Source organism: Nocardioides sp. Z38_18 (genome assembly GCF_058215695.1).
Genome location: NZ_JBZAJE010000001.1, coordinates 386172 through 403342, shown reverse-complemented (window position 1 = coordinate 403342; position 17171 = coordinate 386172). Strand labels below are relative to the sequence as shown.

At 71.6% G+C, this 17171-nt stretch carries 17 protein-coding genes and 1 tRNA gene; 6 read left to right on the top strand and 12 right to left on the bottom strand.

All coding sequences use genetic code 11. The features are described 5' to 3' along the window. Positions 1 to 2 precede the first annotated feature (2 nt). Positions 3 to 1148, bottom strand: coding sequence for a cystathionine gamma-synthase (locus AC4BGC_RS01955; protein WP_490555705.1), 1146 nt, complete (start codon positions 1146 to 1148; stop codon positions 3 to 5). A gap of 116 nt (positions 1149 to 1264) precedes the next feature. Here AC4BGC_RS01955 and msrA point away from each other — a divergent pair, with 116 nt between their 5' ends. The 3 genes from msrA to AC4BGC_RS01940 all read left to right on the top strand — a co-directional run bounded on the left by msrA (position 1265) and on the right by AC4BGC_RS01940 (position 4530). After that, positions 1265 to 1903: a peptide-methionine (S)-S-oxide reductase MsrA gene (gene msrA, locus AC4BGC_RS01950; protein WP_490554085.1), complete on the top strand. Its 639-nt coding sequence runs from the start codon at positions 1265 to 1267 to the stop codon at positions 1901 to 1903. A gap of 73 nt (positions 1904 to 1976) precedes the next feature. Continuing rightward, positions 1977 to 2723 carry a hypothetical protein gene (locus AC4BGC_RS01945; protein WP_490554084.1) on the top strand — a complete coding sequence of 249 codons (747 nt, stop codon included), beginning with the start codon at positions 1977 to 1979 and terminating at the stop codon, positions 2721 to 2723. Between the two features lie 88 nt (positions 2724 to 2811). Then, positions 2812 to 4530: a glycoside hydrolase family 2 protein gene (locus AC4BGC_RS01940; protein ID WP_490554083.1), complete on the top strand. Its 1719-nt coding sequence runs from the start codon at positions 2812 to 2814 to the stop codon at positions 4528 to 4530. On the opposite strand, the gene AC4BGC_RS01935 is transcribed toward AC4BGC_RS01940, so the two are convergent. Beyond that, positions 4523 to 5158: an IMPACT family protein gene (locus tag AC4BGC_RS01935; RefSeq protein WP_490554082.1), complete on the bottom strand. Its 636-nt coding sequence runs from the start codon at positions 5156 to 5158 to the stop codon at positions 4523 to 4525. The two genes, AC4BGC_RS01940 and AC4BGC_RS01935, sit on opposite strands and share 8 nt — an antisense overlap. 42 nt (positions 5159 to 5200) lie before the next feature. Here AC4BGC_RS01935 and AC4BGC_RS01930 point away from each other — a divergent pair, with 42 nt between their 5' ends. Continuing rightward, the gene (locus AC4BGC_RS01930) at positions 5201 to 6097 is read left to right on the top strand and encodes a cobalamin-binding protein (RefSeq protein WP_490554081.1); all 897 of its coding nucleotides are present in this window, start codon (positions 5201 to 5203) and stop codon (positions 6095 to 6097) included. Between the two features lie 243 nt (positions 6098 to 6340). On the opposite strand, the gene AC4BGC_RS01925 is transcribed toward AC4BGC_RS01930, so the two are convergent. Next, positions 6341 to 7723, bottom strand: coding sequence for a cystathionine beta-synthase (locus tag AC4BGC_RS01925; RefSeq protein WP_490554080.1), 1383 nt, complete (start codon positions 7721 to 7723; stop codon positions 6341 to 6343). Positions 7724 to 7899: 176 nt separating this feature from the next. Between AC4BGC_RS01925 and AC4BGC_RS01920 the strand changes: the two genes are divergently transcribed. Together AC4BGC_RS01920 and AC4BGC_RS01915 are read left to right on the top strand one after the other, a co-directional pair. After that, positions 7900 to 9201, top strand: coding sequence for an endonuclease/exonuclease/phosphatase family protein (locus AC4BGC_RS01920; protein ID WP_490546425.1), 1302 nt, complete (start codon positions 7900 to 7902; stop codon positions 9199 to 9201). Positions 9202 to 9227: 26 nt separating this feature from the next. Continuing rightward, positions 9228 to 10295, top strand: coding sequence for an SGNH/GDSL hydrolase family protein (locus AC4BGC_RS01915; protein ID WP_490546426.1), 1068 nt, complete (start codon positions 9228 to 9230; stop codon positions 10293 to 10295). A 20-nt stretch (positions 10296 to 10315) separates the two neighbouring features. Here the strand turns inward: AC4BGC_RS01915 and AC4BGC_RS01910 are convergent, their stop codons facing one another. From AC4BGC_RS01910 to AC4BGC_RS01870, 9 genes are all read right to left on the bottom strand, one after another. Then, positions 10316 to 11182 carry a Bax inhibitor-1/YccA family protein gene (locus AC4BGC_RS01910; RefSeq protein ID WP_490546427.1) on the bottom strand — a complete coding sequence of 289 codons (867 nt, stop codon included), beginning with the start codon at positions 11180 to 11182 and terminating at the stop codon, positions 10316 to 10318. Between the two features lie 162 nt (positions 11183 to 11344). Then, a tRNA-Leu gene (locus tag AC4BGC_RS01905) sits at positions 11345 to 11421 on the bottom strand. Positions 11422 to 11450: 29 nt separating this feature from the next. After that, complete coding sequence (locus tag AC4BGC_RS01900) at positions 11451 to 12284, bottom strand: uracil-DNA glycosylase (protein WP_490555703.1); 834 nt, start codon at positions 12282 to 12284, stop codon at positions 11451 to 11453. Between the two features lie 19 nt (positions 12285 to 12303). After that, positions 12304 to 13254, bottom strand: coding sequence for a Ppx/GppA phosphatase family protein (locus tag AC4BGC_RS01895; protein WP_490554079.1), 951 nt, complete (start codon positions 13252 to 13254; stop codon positions 12304 to 12306). Beyond that, the gene (locus AC4BGC_RS01890) at positions 13251 to 13772 is read right to left on the bottom strand and encodes a DUF501 domain-containing protein (RefSeq protein WP_490554078.1); all 522 of its coding nucleotides are present in this window, start codon (positions 13770 to 13772) and stop codon (positions 13251 to 13253) included. The genes AC4BGC_RS01895 and AC4BGC_RS01890 overlap by 4 nt, the downstream gene beginning before the upstream one ends. After that, positions 13769 to 14350 (bottom strand): FtsB family cell division protein, encoded by a 582-nt coding sequence (locus tag AC4BGC_RS01885; protein ID WP_490554077.1) that lies wholly within the window; start codon positions 14348 to 14350, stop codon positions 13769 to 13771. The genes AC4BGC_RS01890 and AC4BGC_RS01885 overlap by 4 nt, the downstream gene beginning before the upstream one ends. Positions 14351 to 14366: 16 nt before the next feature. After that, on the bottom strand, positions 14367 to 15644 hold the full coding sequence (gene eno, locus AC4BGC_RS01880) for a phosphopyruvate hydratase (RefSeq protein WP_490554076.1): 1278 nt from the start codon (positions 15642 to 15644) through the stop codon (positions 14367 to 14369). A 150-nt stretch (positions 15645 to 15794) separates the two neighbouring features. After that, positions 15795 to 16508 carry a hypothetical protein gene (locus tag AC4BGC_RS01875; RefSeq protein WP_490554075.1) on the bottom strand — a complete coding sequence of 238 codons (714 nt, stop codon included), beginning with the start codon at positions 16506 to 16508 and terminating at the stop codon, positions 15795 to 15797. After that, positions 16505 to 17170 carry a nucleoside triphosphate pyrophosphohydrolase gene (locus tag AC4BGC_RS01870; RefSeq protein ID WP_490554074.1) on the bottom strand — a complete coding sequence of 222 codons (666 nt, stop codon included), beginning with the start codon at positions 17168 to 17170 and terminating at the stop codon, positions 16505 to 16507. Before AC4BGC_RS01870 ends, AC4BGC_RS01875 begins: the two co-directional genes overlap by 4 nt. Between the last annotated feature and the right edge of the window lies 1 nt (position 17171).

Below are 17171 nucleotides of genomic sequence, written 5' to 3'. Positions count from 1 at the left end.
CGTCAGCCCAGGGCGCGGTCGAGGTCCGCCAGCAGGTCGTCGACGGTCTCGATGCCGACGCTGAGCCGGATCAGGTCGCCGGGCACCTCCAGGTCGGTCCCGGCCACGCTCGCGTGCGTCATCCGGCCGGGGTGCTCGATCAGCGACTCCACCCCGCCGAGGGACTCGCCGAGCGTGAAGATCTCGGCGCGGCCGCACACGTCGACCGCGTGCTGCTCCCCGCCGGAGACCTGGAAGGACACGATCCCGCCGTACCTCTTCATCTGGCGGCTCGCGACCTCGTGGCCGGGGTGCTCCTCCAGCCCCGGGTAGAGCACCCTGGTGACGGACTCGTGGGCGGTGAGGAACTCCACGACCTTCTCGGCGTTGTCGCAGTGGCGGTCCATCCGGACGCCGAGGGTCTTGAGCCCGCGGAGCACCAGCCAGGAGTCGAAGGGGCCGGCCACCGCGCCGACGGAGTTGTGGTGGAACGCGATCAGCTCGGCGAGCTCGAGGTCGCGCACGACCAGCGCTCCGCCGACGACGTCGGAGTGCCCGCCGCAGTACTTCGTGGTGGAGTGCACGACCACGTCCGCGCCGAGGGTGAGCGGCTGCTGGAGGTACGGCGAGGCGAAGGTGTTGTCCACGACCAGCAGCGCCCCCGCCTCGTGGGCGACCGCAGCCAGCGCCTCGATGTCGCCGACGTTGAGCAGCGGGTTGGTCGGCGTCTCCACCCAGACCGCCTTCGTCCGGCCGGGGACGATCGCGGCGCGGACTGCGTCGAGGTCGCTCACGGCGGCGGAGCCGTGCTCGAGGCCCCACCGGCTGAACACCTTGTCGACGAGGCGGTAGGTGCCGCCGTACGCGTCGTCGGGGATCACGAGGTGGTCTCCGGGAGCGCAGATCGCCCGCAGCAGGCTGTCCTCGGCGGCGAGACCCGAGGCGAACGCGAACGCCCGCTCCCCCAGCTCCAGCGACGCGAGGTTGCCCTCGAGCGCAGTCCGGGTGGGGTTGCCCGAGCGGCTGTACTCGTAGCCGCCCCGCATCCCGCCGACCCCGTCCTGCTTGTAGGTCGAGGTCGCGTAGATCGGGGGGATCACCGCACCGGTCATCGGATCGGGCTCGTAGCCCGCGTGGATGGCGCGCGTCTCGAAACCGGACTTGTTCATCTGCTCCTGGCTCACCCGCCCGAGGCTACTCGCCACGGAGTGAGCGCTCACGGGCTGCCGGGAAGGTCCGGGGCGCCTAGGTTGTTGGCCTGGTGCCACCCCACGAAAGGCAACTGATGTTCCAGCGAACCAAGAGCACCCTCCCCACCGCCGAGCAGGCCCTCCCCGGGCGTCCCGAGCGGCCCTTCCAGCTCTCCGAGCGGCACAAGGCACTCGACGCGCCCCTGGTCACCGACGAGGTGCCCGAGGGCTACGAGGTGGCGCTGTTCGGCCTCGGCTGCTTCTGGGGCGCCGAGGAGATCTTCTGGCAGGTCCCGGGCGTGTGGTCGACCTCGGTCGGGTACGCCGGCGGCACCACCCCGAACCCGTCGTACGAGGAGGTGTGCAGCGGGCGTACCGGGCACACCGAGGCCGTCCGGGTGGTCTACGACCCCACCAAGGTCTCCTACGCCGACTTGGTCGCGACCTTCTACGAGGTGCACGACCCGACCCAGGGGATGCGCCAGGGCAACGACCACGGCACCCAGTACCGCTCGGCGATCTACGTCACGTCCCCCGAGCAGCAGATGGTGGCCGAGCTGGTCACCGAGCGCTACCAGCCCGAGCTGACCAAGCGCGGCTACGGCCAGATCACCACCGAGATCAAGCCCGCGGAGGAGTACTACTACGCCGAGGACCACCACCAGCAGTACCTGCTGAAGAACCCGTTCGGGTACCGCTGCCACTCCGCGACCGGGGTCCCCTGCCCCCGGTGACCCTCCTCACCCGGGGGCCGCAGCGGGTTCGCCTGAGTTTGAGAACGATCCAATTGTCTGCACACTGGGGGCCATGAGCGACCAGACTCCGCCCACCGGCCAGCCCACACCGCCCCCCTCCGAGGGTGTCGGGGAGGGCGTGACGACCGGTCAGGACTCCGCTCCGCCGCCCCCGCCGCCGGTCGACCCGCCCGGGCCCGACCCGACGGGTGCCACGCCCCCGCCGCCGGCACCCAAGAGCCGCAAGAACCTGCTGATCGGGCTGGTGGCAGGCGTGCTGGTGCTGGCCCTGATCGGCGGCGCCGTGGCGACCTACCTGCTCACGCGCGGTCCGGACACCCACTCGATCACCGTGACCTCCAAGGCCGGCGGGATGGAGCGCGACAAGGCCCAGGAGAAGGCGCTCGAGAGCCAGCTCACCGCGACTGAGGACCAGTTCGAGAAGCAGTTCAAGGTCGACACGGTCAAGGCGGGCCTCTACAAGCAGGAGAAGGCCTCGCGCGGCCCCGAGGGGCAGATGCTGTTCGTCGGCTTCGAGTTCAAGACGCCCTCGGAGAAGAACCCCTCCAAGATGATCAAGCAGCTCCGGACCATCGCGGAGCGCAACAAGCTCGAGGCCGCCGACATCTCCACCGGCGACGACGACAGCAAGGCCGTCTGCCTGGGCACTCCCGCCGAGGCCGCCCAGCAGAGCACCAGCTGCTTCTGGTTCACCCAGGACTCCGGCGGCGGCCTGTTCCCCAACGTGGCGGGCTACGACGTGAAGCAGGTCTCCTCGATCCTGCGCGACGTCCGCTCGGACGTCGAGAAGACCGAGTAGTCACCTGCTGACCCGGTGGGGCCGGACGCTCGATCGCGAACGGCCGCTCCCGGAGTACCCCCGCCCGCAGCTGGTCCGCGACCGGTGGGTGAACCTCAACGGGATCTGGGAGCACGCGTTCACCCCGGGCCCGGAGCGTCCCGAGGTCTGGGCCGGCCCGATCGTGGTGCCGTTCTCCCCCGAGGCGGAGCTCTCCGGCGTCGGCCGGCAGCTCGGGCCCGATGAGTGGCTGTGGTACCGAAGGACGCTGGCAGCACCCGACCTCCCGCAGGGAGGACGGGTGCTGCTGCACTTCGGCGCCGTCGACCAGACCTGCACCGTGTGGGTGGACGGGCGCGAGGCCGGGTCCCACACCGGCGGCTACCTCCCCTTCACCCTCGACGTGACCGACCTGCTCGGCCCCGGTGAGCACGTGCTCGAGGTGCGGGTGCGCGACCTCTCCGAGACCGGGGTGCATGCGCGCGGCAAGCAACGCCTCGACCGGGGCACGATCTGGTACACCGCGCAGTCGGGCATCTGGCAGACCGTGTGGCTCGAGGCGGTGCCGGCCACCCACGTCGCGGGGCTCACCGTGGTGCCCCACCTCGACGAGGGCGCGCTGGAGGTGACCGTGCACGGCGCCGGCCCCGCCGCCGGCGCGGCCCGGGTGGTGGTCACCAGCGGCGCGAGCGTGGTCGCGACCGCCACCGTGCCCGTCGGGCAACCGGCGCTGGTCCCCCTCTCCGAGGTCCGTCCGTGGTCGCCGGCGGACCCCCATCTCTACGACCTCGAGGTGACCCTCGGCGCGGACCGCGTCACGTCGTACGCCGGCCTGCGCTCGTTCGGGGTCGGGACCGACGACCAGGGCCGTCCCCGGCTGCTGCTCAACGGCGAGCCGTGCGTGCACGTCGGCGTGCTGGACCAGGGCTACTGGCCCGACGGACTGATGACCCCTCCGAGCGACGAGGCCCTGGTCCACGACATCGAGGCGATGAAGGCGCTGGGCTTCACGATGCTGCGCAAGCACGCCAAGATCGAGCCGCTGCGGTGGTATGCCCACTGCGACCGGCTCGGGATGCTCGTCTGGCAGGACATGGTCAACGGCGGCGGCCGCTACCGCGCCCTGACCACCACGATGCCCGCGACGCGACCGGTCCGGCTCAGCGACCGGCGCCACGCCCTGTTCCACCGCGACGACGCGGAAGGCCGGGCGGAGTTCCGGCGCGAGGTCGCCGAGACGGTGGAGCTGCTGCGCAACGTGGTCTCGGTGGCCGTGTGGACGCCGTTCAACGAGGGCTGGGGCCAGTTCGACGCCAACGAGATCGCCCTCGAGGTGGCCCGTTTCGACCCCACCCGCCAGGTGAACCACGTGAGCGGGTGGGTGGACCAGGGCGGCGGGGACATCCGCAGCTTCCACAGCTACGTGCGGCCGTTCCGGATGCCCGGTAGCTGGCGCCGACGGCTCGGCGGCAGGCGCGGTCGGCGCGTGGTCGCGCTCACCGAGTACGGCGGCCACAGCATGCGGGTGGAGGGGCACGACTGGAGCAGTCGCGAGTTCGGCTACCGGCACGCCGCCGACGCCGCCGAGCTCGAGGCCGGCTTCGTCGCGCTGCACGAGCCGCTGGTCGACGCCGTCCGTGAAGGGCTCTCCGCGACCGTCTACACCCAGCTGAGCGACGTCGAGGACGAGCTGAACGGGCTGCTGACCTGGGACCGGGAGGTGCTCAAGCTCGACCCGGCAGTGGTCGGGAAGGTCACCGCGGCGCTCACCGGTGCCGTGGCCCGGGACGAGCCCTGCGAGGAGCCGGGGCTGACCTCGCTCAGGTGACGGCGTCGACCCAGCGCTGGCCGACGACCTGGAGGCCTGCCGTCCCGGCGGTCAGCTCCGCCACGATCTCCTCGGCGGCGGCGCGGGCTCTCGGCGGGATCGCGAAGCGCAAGGACGCCTCGCCGGTGTACTCCACCCCGAGCACCCGGGCACCTCGCGAGCGCAGGGCGTGCTCGAGCCGTCCCACGGCGGCGATGTCGACCTCGACCTCGCACAGGTCCTGCAGCATCCGCTCGACCACGCCCACCTCGTCGAGCGCGGCGCGGGTGGCTCCGGCGTACGCCCTGGCGAGGCCTCCGGTGCCCAGCAGGGTGCCCCCGAACCAGCGCGAGGTCACCGCGACGACGTCGCTGACCCCGCGCCCGCGCAGCACCTCGAGCATCGGCGCTCCCCCCGTCCCGGGAGGCTCGCCGGCGTCGTTCGAGTGCGCGACGGCACCAGTGGGGCCCAGCACGTAGGCCGTGCAGTGGTGGCTGGCGTCCCAGAACTGCCGGCGCACCTGCTCGATCACGGCGCGGGCCTCCTGCTCGTCACCGACGCGGGCGACGTCGCAGCGGAACCGCGACCGGCTCTGCTCGATCTCGGCGAACCCCGCCCGGCGGATGGTGAGGTACGACGTCTGGGACACGTCTCCTCGTTCCTCCCGGGGCGGCTTTGGCACGATCAGTGCATGCGTATCGTCTCACTCCTGCCCAGCACCACGGAGATCCTGTTCGCGATCGGCGCCGGTGACGAGGTCGTCGGGGTGACCTTCGAGTGCGACCACCCGCCCGAGGCCCGCCAGCGGCGGATCGTCTCGACCAGTGCCCTGCCCGAGGGCCTGGGCCCGGCCGGCATCGACGCCCACGTCTCGGCCGCGATGCGGGCCGGCGAGGACCTCTACCACCTCGACGAGGGGGCCCTGGCCGGTCTCGACGCCGACCTCGTCGTCACCCAGGACCTGTGCGCGGTGTGTGCGGTGGACGTCTCGGTCGTCGACGACGCACTGGCCCACCTCGGTTGCACCGCCGAGGTGCTGACCATCGACCCGCACACGCTCGAGGAGGTGCTCGCCTCGATCACCACGCTGGGTCGCGCCACGGGCCGGGAGCCGGAGGCGCTGGCCCTGGTCGCGTCCCTGGAGGCGCGGCTGGACGCCGTACGCGACGAGGTGGCGCGGCGGGCGGCACCCACCCGCCCGAACGTGCTGCTCCTGGAGTGGACCGACCCGCCGTTCGCCCCGGGGCACTGGGTTCCCGAGATGGTGCTGGCGGCCGGCGGGGTCCCCACGATCGGCGGAGCCGGCGAGAAGTCGGTGCGGGTCACCTGGGACCAGGCGCTGACGGTCGAGCCCGACCTCGTGGTGTGCGCCCCGTGCGGCTACGACCTCGAGGGCTCCACCGAGCTGGCCCGGGCAGTGGTGGAGTCCGGGGTGCTTCCCGCCACGACGCCGGTGTGGGCCGTGGACGCGAACGCGTCGTTCGCACGGCCCGGGCCCCGGCTGGTGGACGGCGTGGAGTCGCTGGCACGCATCTTCGACACGGGAGGTGCGGCGCCGGCGGGCGGGTCGGCAGCGCGGGTGCGCTGAGCCGGTCGCGGCCACCGAGGTGGCAGTCCGGAGGTGGTGAGGCAGCCTTGGGATAGCCACCCCACCACCAGGTATCCGTGGGTGATGGAAGTGGAGGGACTCGCTTGCGCGAGCTTTCCATGCCTCGGAACCACACACCGGCTGCGGACGGGAACCACTGGGCCGATCTGCTTGATCAGAGTATGCAGTGCCCCGCCTGGAAGGGGAGACATTTCGGACACAAATATTCCGGCATTTCGGACCTCAGCCGTGGGCCACGAAGCTCAGCAGGTCCTGCCTGGTGAGTACGCCGACCGGCCGACCGTCCTCCTGCACGAGCAGCGCGTCGGCGTCGCGCAGGGCGGCGACCGCCTCGGCCACGCCGATGCCGGCTCCAACAGTGGGCAGCGGCTCGTCCATGTGCAGCTCGACCTGGTCGGTCAGCCGGGCCTGGCCGGTGTAGAGCACGTCGAGCAGCCTGCGCTCGGAGACCGAGCCGGCCACCTCTGCGGCCATCACCGGCGGCTCGGCACGCACGACCGGCATCTGCGAGACGCCGTACTCCTGGAGGATCTTGACCGCGTCGGCGATCGTCTCGGCGGGGTGGGTGTGCACCAGCGCGGGGATGTCCCCCTTCTTGGCGTGCAGCACCTCCCCGATCGTGAGCCCGCTCTGCGTTCCGTCGACGAACCCGAAGCGGCCGAGCCACTCGTCGTTGAACACCTTGGTCAGGTAGCCGCGGCCGCTGTCGGGCAGCAGCACCACGATCACCGCATCGGCACCGCCGGGTGTGGCGTCGAGCTCGTGGGCGAGCTGGACCGCGGCGTGCGCCGCCATCCCCGAGGAGCCGCCCACCAGCAGGCCGTCCTCGCGCGCCAGCCGACGCGTCATCGCGAACGAGTCCCCGTCGGAGACCTCGATGATCCGGTCCGCGATCTCGCGGTCGTAGGTCTCGGGCCAGAAGTCCTCGCCGACACCCTCCACGAGGTAGGGGCGCCCGCTGCCACCGGAGTAGACCGAGCCGGCGGGATCGGCGCCGACCACCACGATGTCGGGGTTGCGCTCCTTGAGGTAGCGGCCCACCCCGCTGATCGTGCCGCCGGTGCCCATCCCGGTGACGAAGTGGGTGATCCGGCCCTCGGTCTGCTCCCAGATCTCCGGCCCGGTCTGCTCGTAGTGGGAGAGCGGGTTGTTCACGTTGGCGTACTGGTTCGGCTTCCAGGCGCCGTCGACCTCGCGCACCAGCCGGTCCGAGACGCTGTAGTAGCTGTCCGGGTGGTCGGGCTCCACCGCCGTGGGGCACACCACGACCTGCGCGCCGTAGGCCTTGAGGACGTTGCGCTTGTCCTCGCTGACCTTGTCCGGGCACACGAAGATGCACTTGTAGCCCCGCTGCTGGGCCACCAGGGCCAGCCCGACCCCGGTGTTGCCGGAGGTGGGCTCCACGATCGTGCCGCCGGGCTTGAGCTCCCCGCTCTCCTCGGCCGCGTCGATCATCCGGATCGCGATCCGGTCTTTGACCGACCCTCCAGGATTGAGGTACTCGACCTTGGCGAGCACCAGCGGGGAGGCGCCGTCGACGGTTCGGTTCAGCTTGACCAGAGGAGTGTTGCCGATGAGCTCCAGCAGTGAGTTCGCGTACTTCATGTAGCCAACCTACCGGCCCGATCGGCGGCGCGTAGCGGGCCCGGTTTGCAAGCACCGACACGCCTCACGGGTGCATCAAAAATGCACTTCAGCCCCACCCGACCCAAAAAATGGTGCATACTGCTCGAAGTTGCTTACACCGTCTGGGGGCCGTTTTGCGAGGGAGACACGCCGATATGACTAGCCGACGTCCGAAGATCCTGGTTCGGGCCATCGTCGGCCTCCTCTCTCTCGGCGTGGTGCTCACACCTGCTCTCGCCGACGGAGCAGCGAGCGCCGCGAAGACCAAGGACCCGAAGTTCCGGGTGGTCAGCCCGCCCAACGTGTTCTACCCGGTCACCGGGGGCAAGAAGGTCAAGGACCTCAAGACCTACCGCAAGAAGCACAAGGCCACCGACATCCGCACCGGCTGCGGGTCCGTGGCCTGGGCGAGCCACCCCGGCGTCGCCTGGATCTACCGCGACCCCGCCTGGGGCGGCCGCTCCGTGGTGAGCGTCATCAGCGGCAACCCGGGCATCACCACCCGCTACCGCTACCTGAGCCGGGTGCTGGTCAGCAACGGCCAGGCGATCCAGTCCGGCCAGGCACTGGGCAACCTCGGCACCAAGCCGAAGTCGAAGTCCAAGAAGTGCGCGCTCCAGTTCTCCGTCGCCGGCGCCAAGGGCCCGGTGAACCCCTCGAGTTGGTTGAACGCGATGGTCGGCAAGACCCCGCCCGTCTCCGGGCTGTTCAGCATGAAGGGCATCACCCTCGCCTCGTTCAACCTGCTCGGCGCCAGCCACACGGCGTCAGGCTCGCGCGGGTTCTCCACTTTCCCCTCGAGGCTGGCCCGCACGTTCTCCATGTTCAACTCCCGTGCCATCGACGTGGTCGGCACCCAGGAGTTCCAGGAGCGGCAGTTCGACCACTGGACCGCCCAGGGCTACGCGAAGACGTTCGGCGCCTACTACTGGGATCCCGCCGGGAAGCGACGCGACACCGAGAACGCGATCCTGTGGCGCAAGTCGACGATGGAATTCGTCTCCGGGTCCACCTACGACATCCCCTACTTCAACGGCAACATCCGCCGGGTCCCCGTGGTGCTGCTGCGCCACAAGGCGAGCGGCCGCACGGCGTACTTCCTCAACGTGCACAACCCGGCCAACGTCAAGGGGCCGGCCGCCAAGTGGCGCGCCCAGGCCATCGCGATCGAGCGCAAGAAGATCGTCGCGCTGCGGGCCACCGGTCGCCCGGTGTTCATCACCGGCGACTTCAACGACCGCCAGGCCGCGTTCTGCCCGCTCACGGCCGGGAAGCTGATGATCTCGCCGAACAGCCTGCCGAGCACGACCTGCGCCTACCCCAAGCAGGGCTCGATCGACTGGATCTTCGCCGCCGGACAGGCCCGGTTCTCGTACTTCCAGCGCGACACCTCGCCGCAGAAGAACAAGATCAGCGACCACCCCCTGGTCATCACCCGGGCACACCTGCAGAACTGACGGGGCCCTTCCGTAGGATCACCACCGTGAGCACAGGAGCAGCGGCGCGCCGGATTGCCGCCGCACTGGCCTACGGCGGTGGCGGGGCCTCGGTGCTGGGCGCCTCGGTCTACGGCCTGCTGCGGGCCGAGGCGAAGCTCGCCCGACGCACGATCGGCAACGCCGTGGGCCGGACGCCGGACGCCACCGGGTGGTACGGCCGCGGCCGTCCCGGCCCCGCGATCAGGATCGCCCTGCTGGGCGACTCCAGTGCCGCCGGGTACGGCGTGGACACGGTGGAGCAGACCCCCGGCGCCTGGCTGGGCTCCGGGGTGGCCGAGCGCGCCGACCAGCGCGTGCACCTGCGGGAGTTCGCTGCGGTCGGCGCCCAGTCCAAGGACCTCGAGCAGCAGGTCACCCGCGCCCTGCTCACCGACCCGCACGTGGCAGTGATCCTGATCGGCGCCAACGACGTCACGAACACCGTGCTCCCCTCCGCGTCGGTGCGCTTCCTCTCCGCCGAGGTACGCCGCCTGCGGGAGGCCGGCGTCGCGGTGGTGGTCGGCACCTGTCCCGACCTCGGCACCGTCTCGCCGATCCCGTTCCCGCTCCGTCAGGTGGCCAGGACCTGGTCACGACAGCTGGCGGCCGCGCAGACGGTCGCCGTGGTCGAGGCCGGTGGGCGAACCGTCTCGCTGAGCTCCATCCTCGGACCGGAGTTCGCGGCCGCCCCGGCGCTGCTGTTCGGACCCGACCAGTTCCACCCCTCGGCCGCGGGCTACGAGTCCCTCGCCCGGGTGCTGGTGCCCTCGGTGCTCTCCGCCCTCGGCAAGGGCGAGGCCGAGGAGGAGACCCCGCGGGTAGGCCGGGGCGAGGCCGTGCTGCCGATCGGGTACGCCGCGGTCAAGGCGAGCCGCAACCCCGGCACCGAGATCGACGGCACCGAGGTCGGTGGCGCGAAGCGGGGCATGGGTGGTCGCTGGGTGACGCTGATGCGGCGCCGCCTGCTGCCCACCGGCGAGGCGGAGACCCCCGAGGACGGCGTCGCCGACGCCGCAGATGGCCCGGAAAGCCCAGACGCCCCGGCCGACGAATCGACCGAGGCGCCTGCGTAGCTGGCTGGGTGACCCGAGGGTCAGTCGCCGCGCATGATCGCGAGCAGCCGGAGCAGCTCGATGTAGATCCACACGATGGTGACGGTCAGGCCGAAGGCCGCACGCCACGACTCGCGCTCGGGGAGCCCGGCAGCGATGCCGCGCTCCACGTAGTCGAAGTCCAGGATCAGCATCAGCACACCGAGGCCCAGGCCGATCAGGCTGGAGACGAAGCCCATGGGGCCGAAGCCGTTGAAGCCGAAGCTGCTGCCGAAGAAGCCCAGCACCATGTCGAGCAGGCTGACCGCGACGAAGCCGAACAGCGCGCCGATCACCCACATGCGGAACTTGGCGCCGACCTTGATGTTGAAGAACTTGTAGGCGGCGAGGGTGCCCGCGACGGCGGCCATCGTGCCGACGACCGCACCGATCACCAGGCCACCCTGGCTGGAGTCGGGGCTGGCGAACATCGCCTCGATCGCCTTGCTGAACGCACCGATGAAGATGCCCTCGACGGCGGCGTAGGCCAGCACCAGCGCGGGGCTGACGACCTTCTTGAACGAGTTGACCATCGCCAGGACGAAGCCGACCAGCGCGCCCACCAGGGCGAGGCTGTAGAGCGAGCCGAGCGAGGTCTCGCTGGTCACCTCAGGGGTCATGAACCAGGTGATCGCGGCCGTCAGGACCACGACACCCAGCGTGAGGCCGGTCTTCTGCACCACCGAGTCGATGGTCATCCGGCCCTGGTCGACCTGCGGCGCGGGCTGTCCGGGCGCCCCGATCCCCCACTGGGAGGGGTCGTTGCCGTAGCCGGCGTACTGCTGCCCGCCGCCCGGGTAGGCGGCCGCGCCGTTGCCGCGACTGTTGAAGCCCTCGGCTCGGGTGAAGATCGGGTTCTTGCTCTGCATGCTGTGTGTCCTCCTCGGAGGCTGTTGCGAAGCTCCCACCCTGGGGTTCGCGTGACGGGCCCGACCCTACCGGGGCGTCACCTGTGAAACGTCCGGGACCGGGGTGATGTTCCCGGCGCGTTCGTCCGGGTTCCTCACCAGTTGCGCCCCCGAGGCGTCCTGTGGTGCCCCGGGTGGGACTCGAACCCACACTGAGCGGTGTTTAAGACCGTTTCCTCTGCCGATTGGGACACCGGGGCTGGTCTCGCAGTGCTCGACCACCCCGTGATCATAGGGAGGCGCGACCGAGCTCCGCGGCCCGTCCGAGAACGGCGTCGATCATCGGCTCGGTGAGCCGGCCGGTGAAGGTGTTCTGCTGCGAGGGGTGGTAGCAGCCCAGCAGGGTGAGCGGGCCGGGGCCCGAGGACCCGTCCGAGAGCCGCACCTCGGCCGCATGGCCGAACTTCGGCCGAGGGCGCGGGATCGGCACCCCCGCCGACCCCAGGGCCCGCAGGGCGGCGTCCCAGCCGATGCCGCCCAGGCAGACCACCGCGCGCAGCCGGGGCAGCAGCAGCTCGATCTCGCGGGCCAGCCAGGGGGCGCAGGTGTCCCGCTCCTGCGTCGTGGGGAGGTTCTGCGGCGGCGCGCACTTCACCGCGGCGGCCATCCGGGCGCCGATCAGCCGCTGCCCGTCCCCTGCGTGGACCGAGGTGGGCAGGCTCGCGAGACCGACGCGGTGGAGCGAGGCAAACAGCCAGTCGCCGGACCGGTCACCGGTGAAGATCCGGCCGGTGCGGTTGCCGCCGTGGGCGGCCGGAGCCAGCCCGACGATCAGGATCGTGGCCTCCGGGTCGCCCCAGCTCGCGATCGGGCGGCCCCAGTAGCTCTCCCCGGCGTACGACGCCCGCTTCTCGTGCGCCACCTTCTCGCGCCACGCGACCAGCCGCGGGCACGCCGCGCACACGGAGCTGCGTGCCTCCAGGACCGGCAGCGAGGCTCGCGAGGACAGCCGCACCACGCCGGCGGCCGACCGCGCCACCGACGGCACCGGGTCACCGGGACCGACCGGGTCGTCGGGCCAGCCCGAGCCCGGGGGCACCGGGCTGGGGAAGCCCGCGGGCATCGGCGAGGCGCCGTCCGGCTCAGGCACGACCCTGGTCGCCGGCCGCGTCGGGCCCGGTCAGGGACCACGCGATCCCGTCGAGGATGTCGTGCTCGGAGACCAGCATGGAGCCGACGCCGGTGCGTCGCAGGATGCGGTCCAGGATCAGCCCGCCCGCGCCGATGACGTCGGCCCGGCCGGGGTGCATGTAGGGCAGCGCCTTGCGCTGGTCGACGCTCATCGTGAGCAGCCTGGTGACCAGTCCCTGGATCGCGTCGGGACGCAGCACGCTGTGGTGGATCACGGTGCTGTCGTAGAAGGACAGGTCGAGCACGCCCGCCGCCAGCGTGGTCACCGTGCCTGCGACCCCGATGACCGCGCCCGCGTCGGCGGGGTCCACCGAGCACCGGTCGAGCGCCTCGTCGATGTCCGCGATCGCCGAGGCGATCTGGTCCCGACCGGGCGGGTCGTCGTGGAGGTGGCGCTCGTTGAGCCGCACGGAGCCGATGTCGAGGGACTCCTGGGCGACGATGGTGCCGTCGGCCCGCCCGAGGACCAGCTCCGTGGACCCGCCGCCGATGTCCAGGACCAGGATCGGCTCGCCCAGCGGGGGCAGGTCGCGGGTCGCGCCCGCGAAGCTCATCGAGGCCTCGGCGTCACCGTCGAGGACCTCGGGATCGACCCCGGTGCGCTCGCGGATGCCGGTCAGGAAGTCCTCGGAGTTCTCCGCGTCCCGGGCCGCAGAGGTCGCGCAGAAGCGGATCGCCCGCACGTCGTGCTCCTCGACGACCGCCATGAACTCCTCGACCGCGCCGAACACGCGCGCCAGCGAGGCGTCAGCGATCCGCCCGGTGCGGTCCACCCCCTGGCCGAGGCGTACGACGCGCATCTCGCGGACCAGGTCCGTGATCGTGCCCGCCTCGGCGTCGATGTCGGCGACGAGCAGCCGCAGCGAGTTGGTGCCGCAGTCGAAGGCGGCGACCCGGGTCACTTGCCCTCCTCCTCGGGGACCGAGACGCAGGGTCCGCTGCGCCACCACTCCCCCAGCTCGGCCAGCACCTCGTCACCCAGCGGGTTGGTCCCCGGTCCCTGGGCCAGGGACTGCGCGGCGAGCACGTGCAGGCACTTCACCCGGTCGGGCATCCCGCCGGCGGAGACCCCCGCGATCTCGGGGACCTCGCCGATCTCCGCCCGGGCAGCGAGATAGGCCTCGTGCGCACGCCGGTACCCCGCGGCGAGCTCCTCGTTGTCCTGGAGCCGCTGGCTCATCTCGCGCATCAGCCCACTCGCCTCCAGCGTGCCGATCATCGACGCGGCCCGCGGGCAGGTGAGGTAGAAGGTCGTCGGGAACGGGGTGCCGTCGTCGAGGCGGGGCTCGGTGGTCACCACGTCGGGGTTGCCGCACGGGCACCGGTGGCCGACGGCGTGGATCGCGCGCGGAGGGCGCCCGAGCTGGGCCCGGACCACGGCGACGTCCCGGTTCGAGATGTGCCCCTCGTCCTGGCTCACTGGCCGGGAGTGGGGCTGGGGGTGGGCAGGGGCGCGGGGGTGATCTTGGCGACCGGGGTGGGCGCCTTCTTCGGGTGGTCGGCGGCCTCGAGGGAGCTGTAGACCTTGTCCCACCAGGGGTCGGGCACCGGACGCGCCACCGAGTCGGGGTCGGTCAGCGCGTCGTCGCGCTCCAGCGGCTTCCCGTCACGGTCGATCACCTGGTAGCTGGTCTCCCCGGGCATCACCCAGCCGAACCGCTCCCGGGCCTGGGCCTCGACGTAGGCGTCATCCTTCCAGCGCCGCTTCTCACGCTCCAGCGCGGAGATGTCCCGTTCGGAGGTGACGATCTTCGCGCGCAGGTCGGCGATGTGGGAGCGCTGCTGGAGGTAGGCGCGCATGGAGGAGGCGTAGGACACGACGAGCACCGCGAGGACGACGACCAGGATCGCCATCCGGTTGGTGAACCGGGGTCGCGGGGCGGGCTGGGCCGTCGTACGTGCGCGTTCGCTGCCCCGGGCGCCTGGCCGGTTGTTGCCCGGCAGCCGTCCGGGGCGGCTCCCCTTGCGGGGACCGCTCTGGGTACGACGGGTGGCCATGGCTCAGTCGCCCGGCTCAGGCCTGGTATCTGGGGAACGCGCCCCGGCCGGCGTAGCGCGCCGCCTCGTCGAGCTCCTCCTCGATACGCAGCAGCTGGTTGTACTTCGCGACCCGCTCGGAGCGCGCGGGGGCGCCGGTCTTGATCTGGCCGCAGTTCGTGGCAACGGCGAGGTCGGCGATCGTGGTGTCCTCGGTCTCGCCGGAACGGTGGCTCATCATGCAGCGGAACCCGCTGCGGTGGGCCAGGTCGACGGAGTCGAGGGTCTCGGTCAGGGAGCCGATCTGGTTGACCTTGACGAGCAGCGCGTTGGCCTGCCCGCCTGCGATGCCGCGAGCCAGCCGCTCCACGTTGGTGACGAACAGGTCGTCGCCGACGATCTGGATCTGGCCGCCGAGCCGGTCGGTCATCGCCTTCCAGCCGTCCCAGTCCTCCTCGTCGAGCGGGTCCTCGATCGAGACGATGGGGTAGGCGGAGACGAGGTCAGCGTAGTAGTCGACCATCTGCTCCGAGGTCTTCTGCGCACCCTCGAAGCCGTAGGCCTTGTCCTCGAAGAACTCGCTGGCCGCGACGTCGAGCGCCAGGGCGAAATCGGTGCCGAGCTTGAACCCGGCCGACTCCACGGCCTGCGCGATCAGGTCCAGGGCCGCCCGGTTGCTGGCCAGCTCGGGGGCGAAGCCGCCCTCGTCGCCCACCCCGGTCGCCAACCCCTGCTTCTTCAGCACGGCCTTGAGCGCGTGGTAGACCTCGGCGCCCTGCTGGAGCGCCTCGCGGAAGGAGGAGGCGCCGATCGGCGCGATCATGAACTCCTGGACGTCGACGTTGGTGTCCGCGTGGGCGCCGCCGTTGAGGATGTTCATCATCGGCACCGGGAGCACGTGGGCGTTGGGCCCGCCGACGTAGCGGAACAGCGGCAGCCCCGCGCTCTCCGCGGCGGCCCGGGCCACGGCCAGGGAGACGCCGAGGATCGCGTTGGCGCCGAGGTTGGCCTTGTTGGGGGTGCCGTCGAGGTCGAGCATCGCCTGGTCGACGAGGCGCTGGTCGCTGGCGTCGAGGCCGATGATCTCGGGCTCGATCTGGTCCTGCACGGCGCTGACGGCCTTCTCGGTGCCCTTGCCGCCGTAGCGGGAGCCTCCGTCACGGAGCTCGACTGCCTCGAAGGCGCCGGTCGAGGCACCCGAGGGGACGGCTGCGCGGCCCAGCGAGTCGTCGTCGAGGAGCACCTCGACCTCGACCGTGGGGTTGCCGCGGGAATCCAGGATCTCCCGGGCGATGACGGTGTCGATGGAAGCCAAGACGTTTGCTCCTGGGTCGAAGGATCGGCCGTTCGATCGGGCCTGCTGCGCAATCCACCCTAGCGCCGAGCGCCGGTGATCCCGGGCAGCACCCGCGCTCGGTCGGCGGCCGGTCGCACCTTCCGCGCGACCCCTCGGCGCGGCTGCCGCTCAGGTGCCGGTGCCGAAGCGGACCGGGAGCTCGGAGTCGACGGTGGCCACGGGCTCGCAGGAGCGCGTCGTCACCTCGCAGGCCACCAGCTCCGCGGGTCCCTCCCCCGCGCGGGCGAGTCCGTAGAAGGTGTCCGGGCCGGACCAGCCGGCCAGCTCGAAACCGACGGGGACCCGCACCCCGCTGCGGTCCGGGCCCCGGAGCCGGTCCCGGGCGGTGGCGGCGTCCACGTCCTCGGCGGGTACGGCGCGCCCGTCGCCGGTGTCGAAGGCGTGCACCGTCGGCGTGCCGGAGCCGGTCACGGTGACCTTGATCCGGCTGCCGTCGAGGGTGGACTCCAGGGCGGTCACGCCGGTGATCCCGGTGCCCTTGAGGCGCGAGAGGTCGGTGAACCAGAGCTCGCCCTGGTGGAGGAGGTAGATCCCGCCCGGCGCCGCGACGAACGCGTCCACCCCGACCGGCGAGAGGTCGACCTTGCGCCCCGAGACGTGCAGGACGTTGCCCTGGGCCCACACGACGTCCCCGGGCCGCACCACGTCCCGGCCCGCCGGCACCGAGTCCGGCACGGCGGTGGTGGGCGCTGCGGGCGAGGCGGTCACGGTGCGCGTGGGGGCCACCATCTCGTCGTCGTCACCGATCTCACAGCCACTGGTGAGCGCAGCGAGGGCACCGAGCAGGACCGTGGCGAGCACGAGCCTCGGTCGCGAGGTCATGCAGTGGCCCGGCGTACGGCGTCGCGCAGGGCCTGCTCGGGGTCCTGCCCCGTCTCACGGGCCTCCGCCACCAGGGCGAGGAGCCGGTCACCGAGGTCCGGGGAGCCCTGCGGCGCCGGCAGCGACCCGGCGCGCTCGAGCCGGTCCAGGACCTTCGCGGCCAGGGTGAGTGCGGGCAGCTCGAGCGGGATGCCGTCGAGCAGGCCGGGACGCTGCTTCTCGGTGGCCTTGAGCCGCTCCCAGTTCGCGTTGATCCGGTCCGGGTCGGTCTCCTGCACGTCGCCGAAGACGTGCGGGTTGCGGGTGATCATCTTGTGCACCAGACCGCGGGCGACGTCCTCGATGTCGAACTCGCCCGCCTCCGCGGCGATCGCCGCGTGCAGGTAGACCTGCAGCAGCACGTCACCGAGCTCCTCGCGGAGGTGGTCGGGGCTGCCGCCGGTCTCCAGCGCCTCGATGGCCTCGATGGCCTCGTAGGTCTCCTCCAGCAGGTGCTTGACCAGCGAGCGGTGGGTCTGCGCGGCCTTCCAGGCGCACTCGGCGCGGAGTCGGGCCATGATCTCGACAAGCTCGATCAACGGGGACTCGCCGTTCAACGGGGACTCATCGTTCGACGGGGACTCGCCGTTCAGCGGGGACTCGCCGTTCAGCGAGCCGACCACA

Coding starts and splice junctions, on each gene's coding strand:
- AC4BGC_RS01955 (WP_490555705.1), bottom strand. CDS start 1,148: ATGAACAAGTCCGGTTTCGAGACGCGCGCCATCCACGCGGGCTACGAG.
- msrA (WP_490554085.1), top strand. CDS start 1,265: ATGTTCCAGCGAACCAAGAGCACCCTCCCCACCGCCGAGCAGGCCCTC.
- AC4BGC_RS01945 (WP_490554084.1), top strand. CDS start 1,977: ATGAGCGACCAGACTCCGCCCACCGGCCAGCCCACACCGCCCCCCTCC.
- AC4BGC_RS01930 (WP_490554081.1), top strand. CDS start 5,201: ATGCGTATCGTCTCACTCCTGCCCAGCACCACGGAGATCCTGTTCGCG.
- AC4BGC_RS01925 (WP_490554080.1), bottom strand. CDS start 7,723: ATGAAGTACGCGAACTCACTGCTGGAGCTCATCGGCAACACTCCTCTG.
- AC4BGC_RS01920 (WP_490546425.1), top strand. CDS start 7,900: ATGACTAGCCGACGTCCGAAGATCCTGGTTCGGGCCATCGTCGGCCTC.
- AC4BGC_RS01910 (WP_490546427.1), bottom strand. CDS start 11,182: ATGCAGAGCAAGAACCCGATCTTCACCCGAGCCGAGGGCTTCAACAGT.
- AC4BGC_RS01900 (WP_490555703.1), bottom strand. CDS start 12,284: ATGCCCGCGGGCTTCCCCAGCCCGGTGCCCCCGGGCTCGGGCTGGCCC.
- AC4BGC_RS01885 (WP_490554077.1), bottom strand. CDS start 14,350: ATGGCCACCCGTCGTACCCAGAGCGGTCCCCGCAAGGGGAGCCGCCCC.
- AC4BGC_RS01875 (WP_490554075.1), bottom strand. CDS start 16,508: ATGACCTCGCGACCGAGGCTCGTGCTCGCCACGGTCCTGCTCGGTGCC.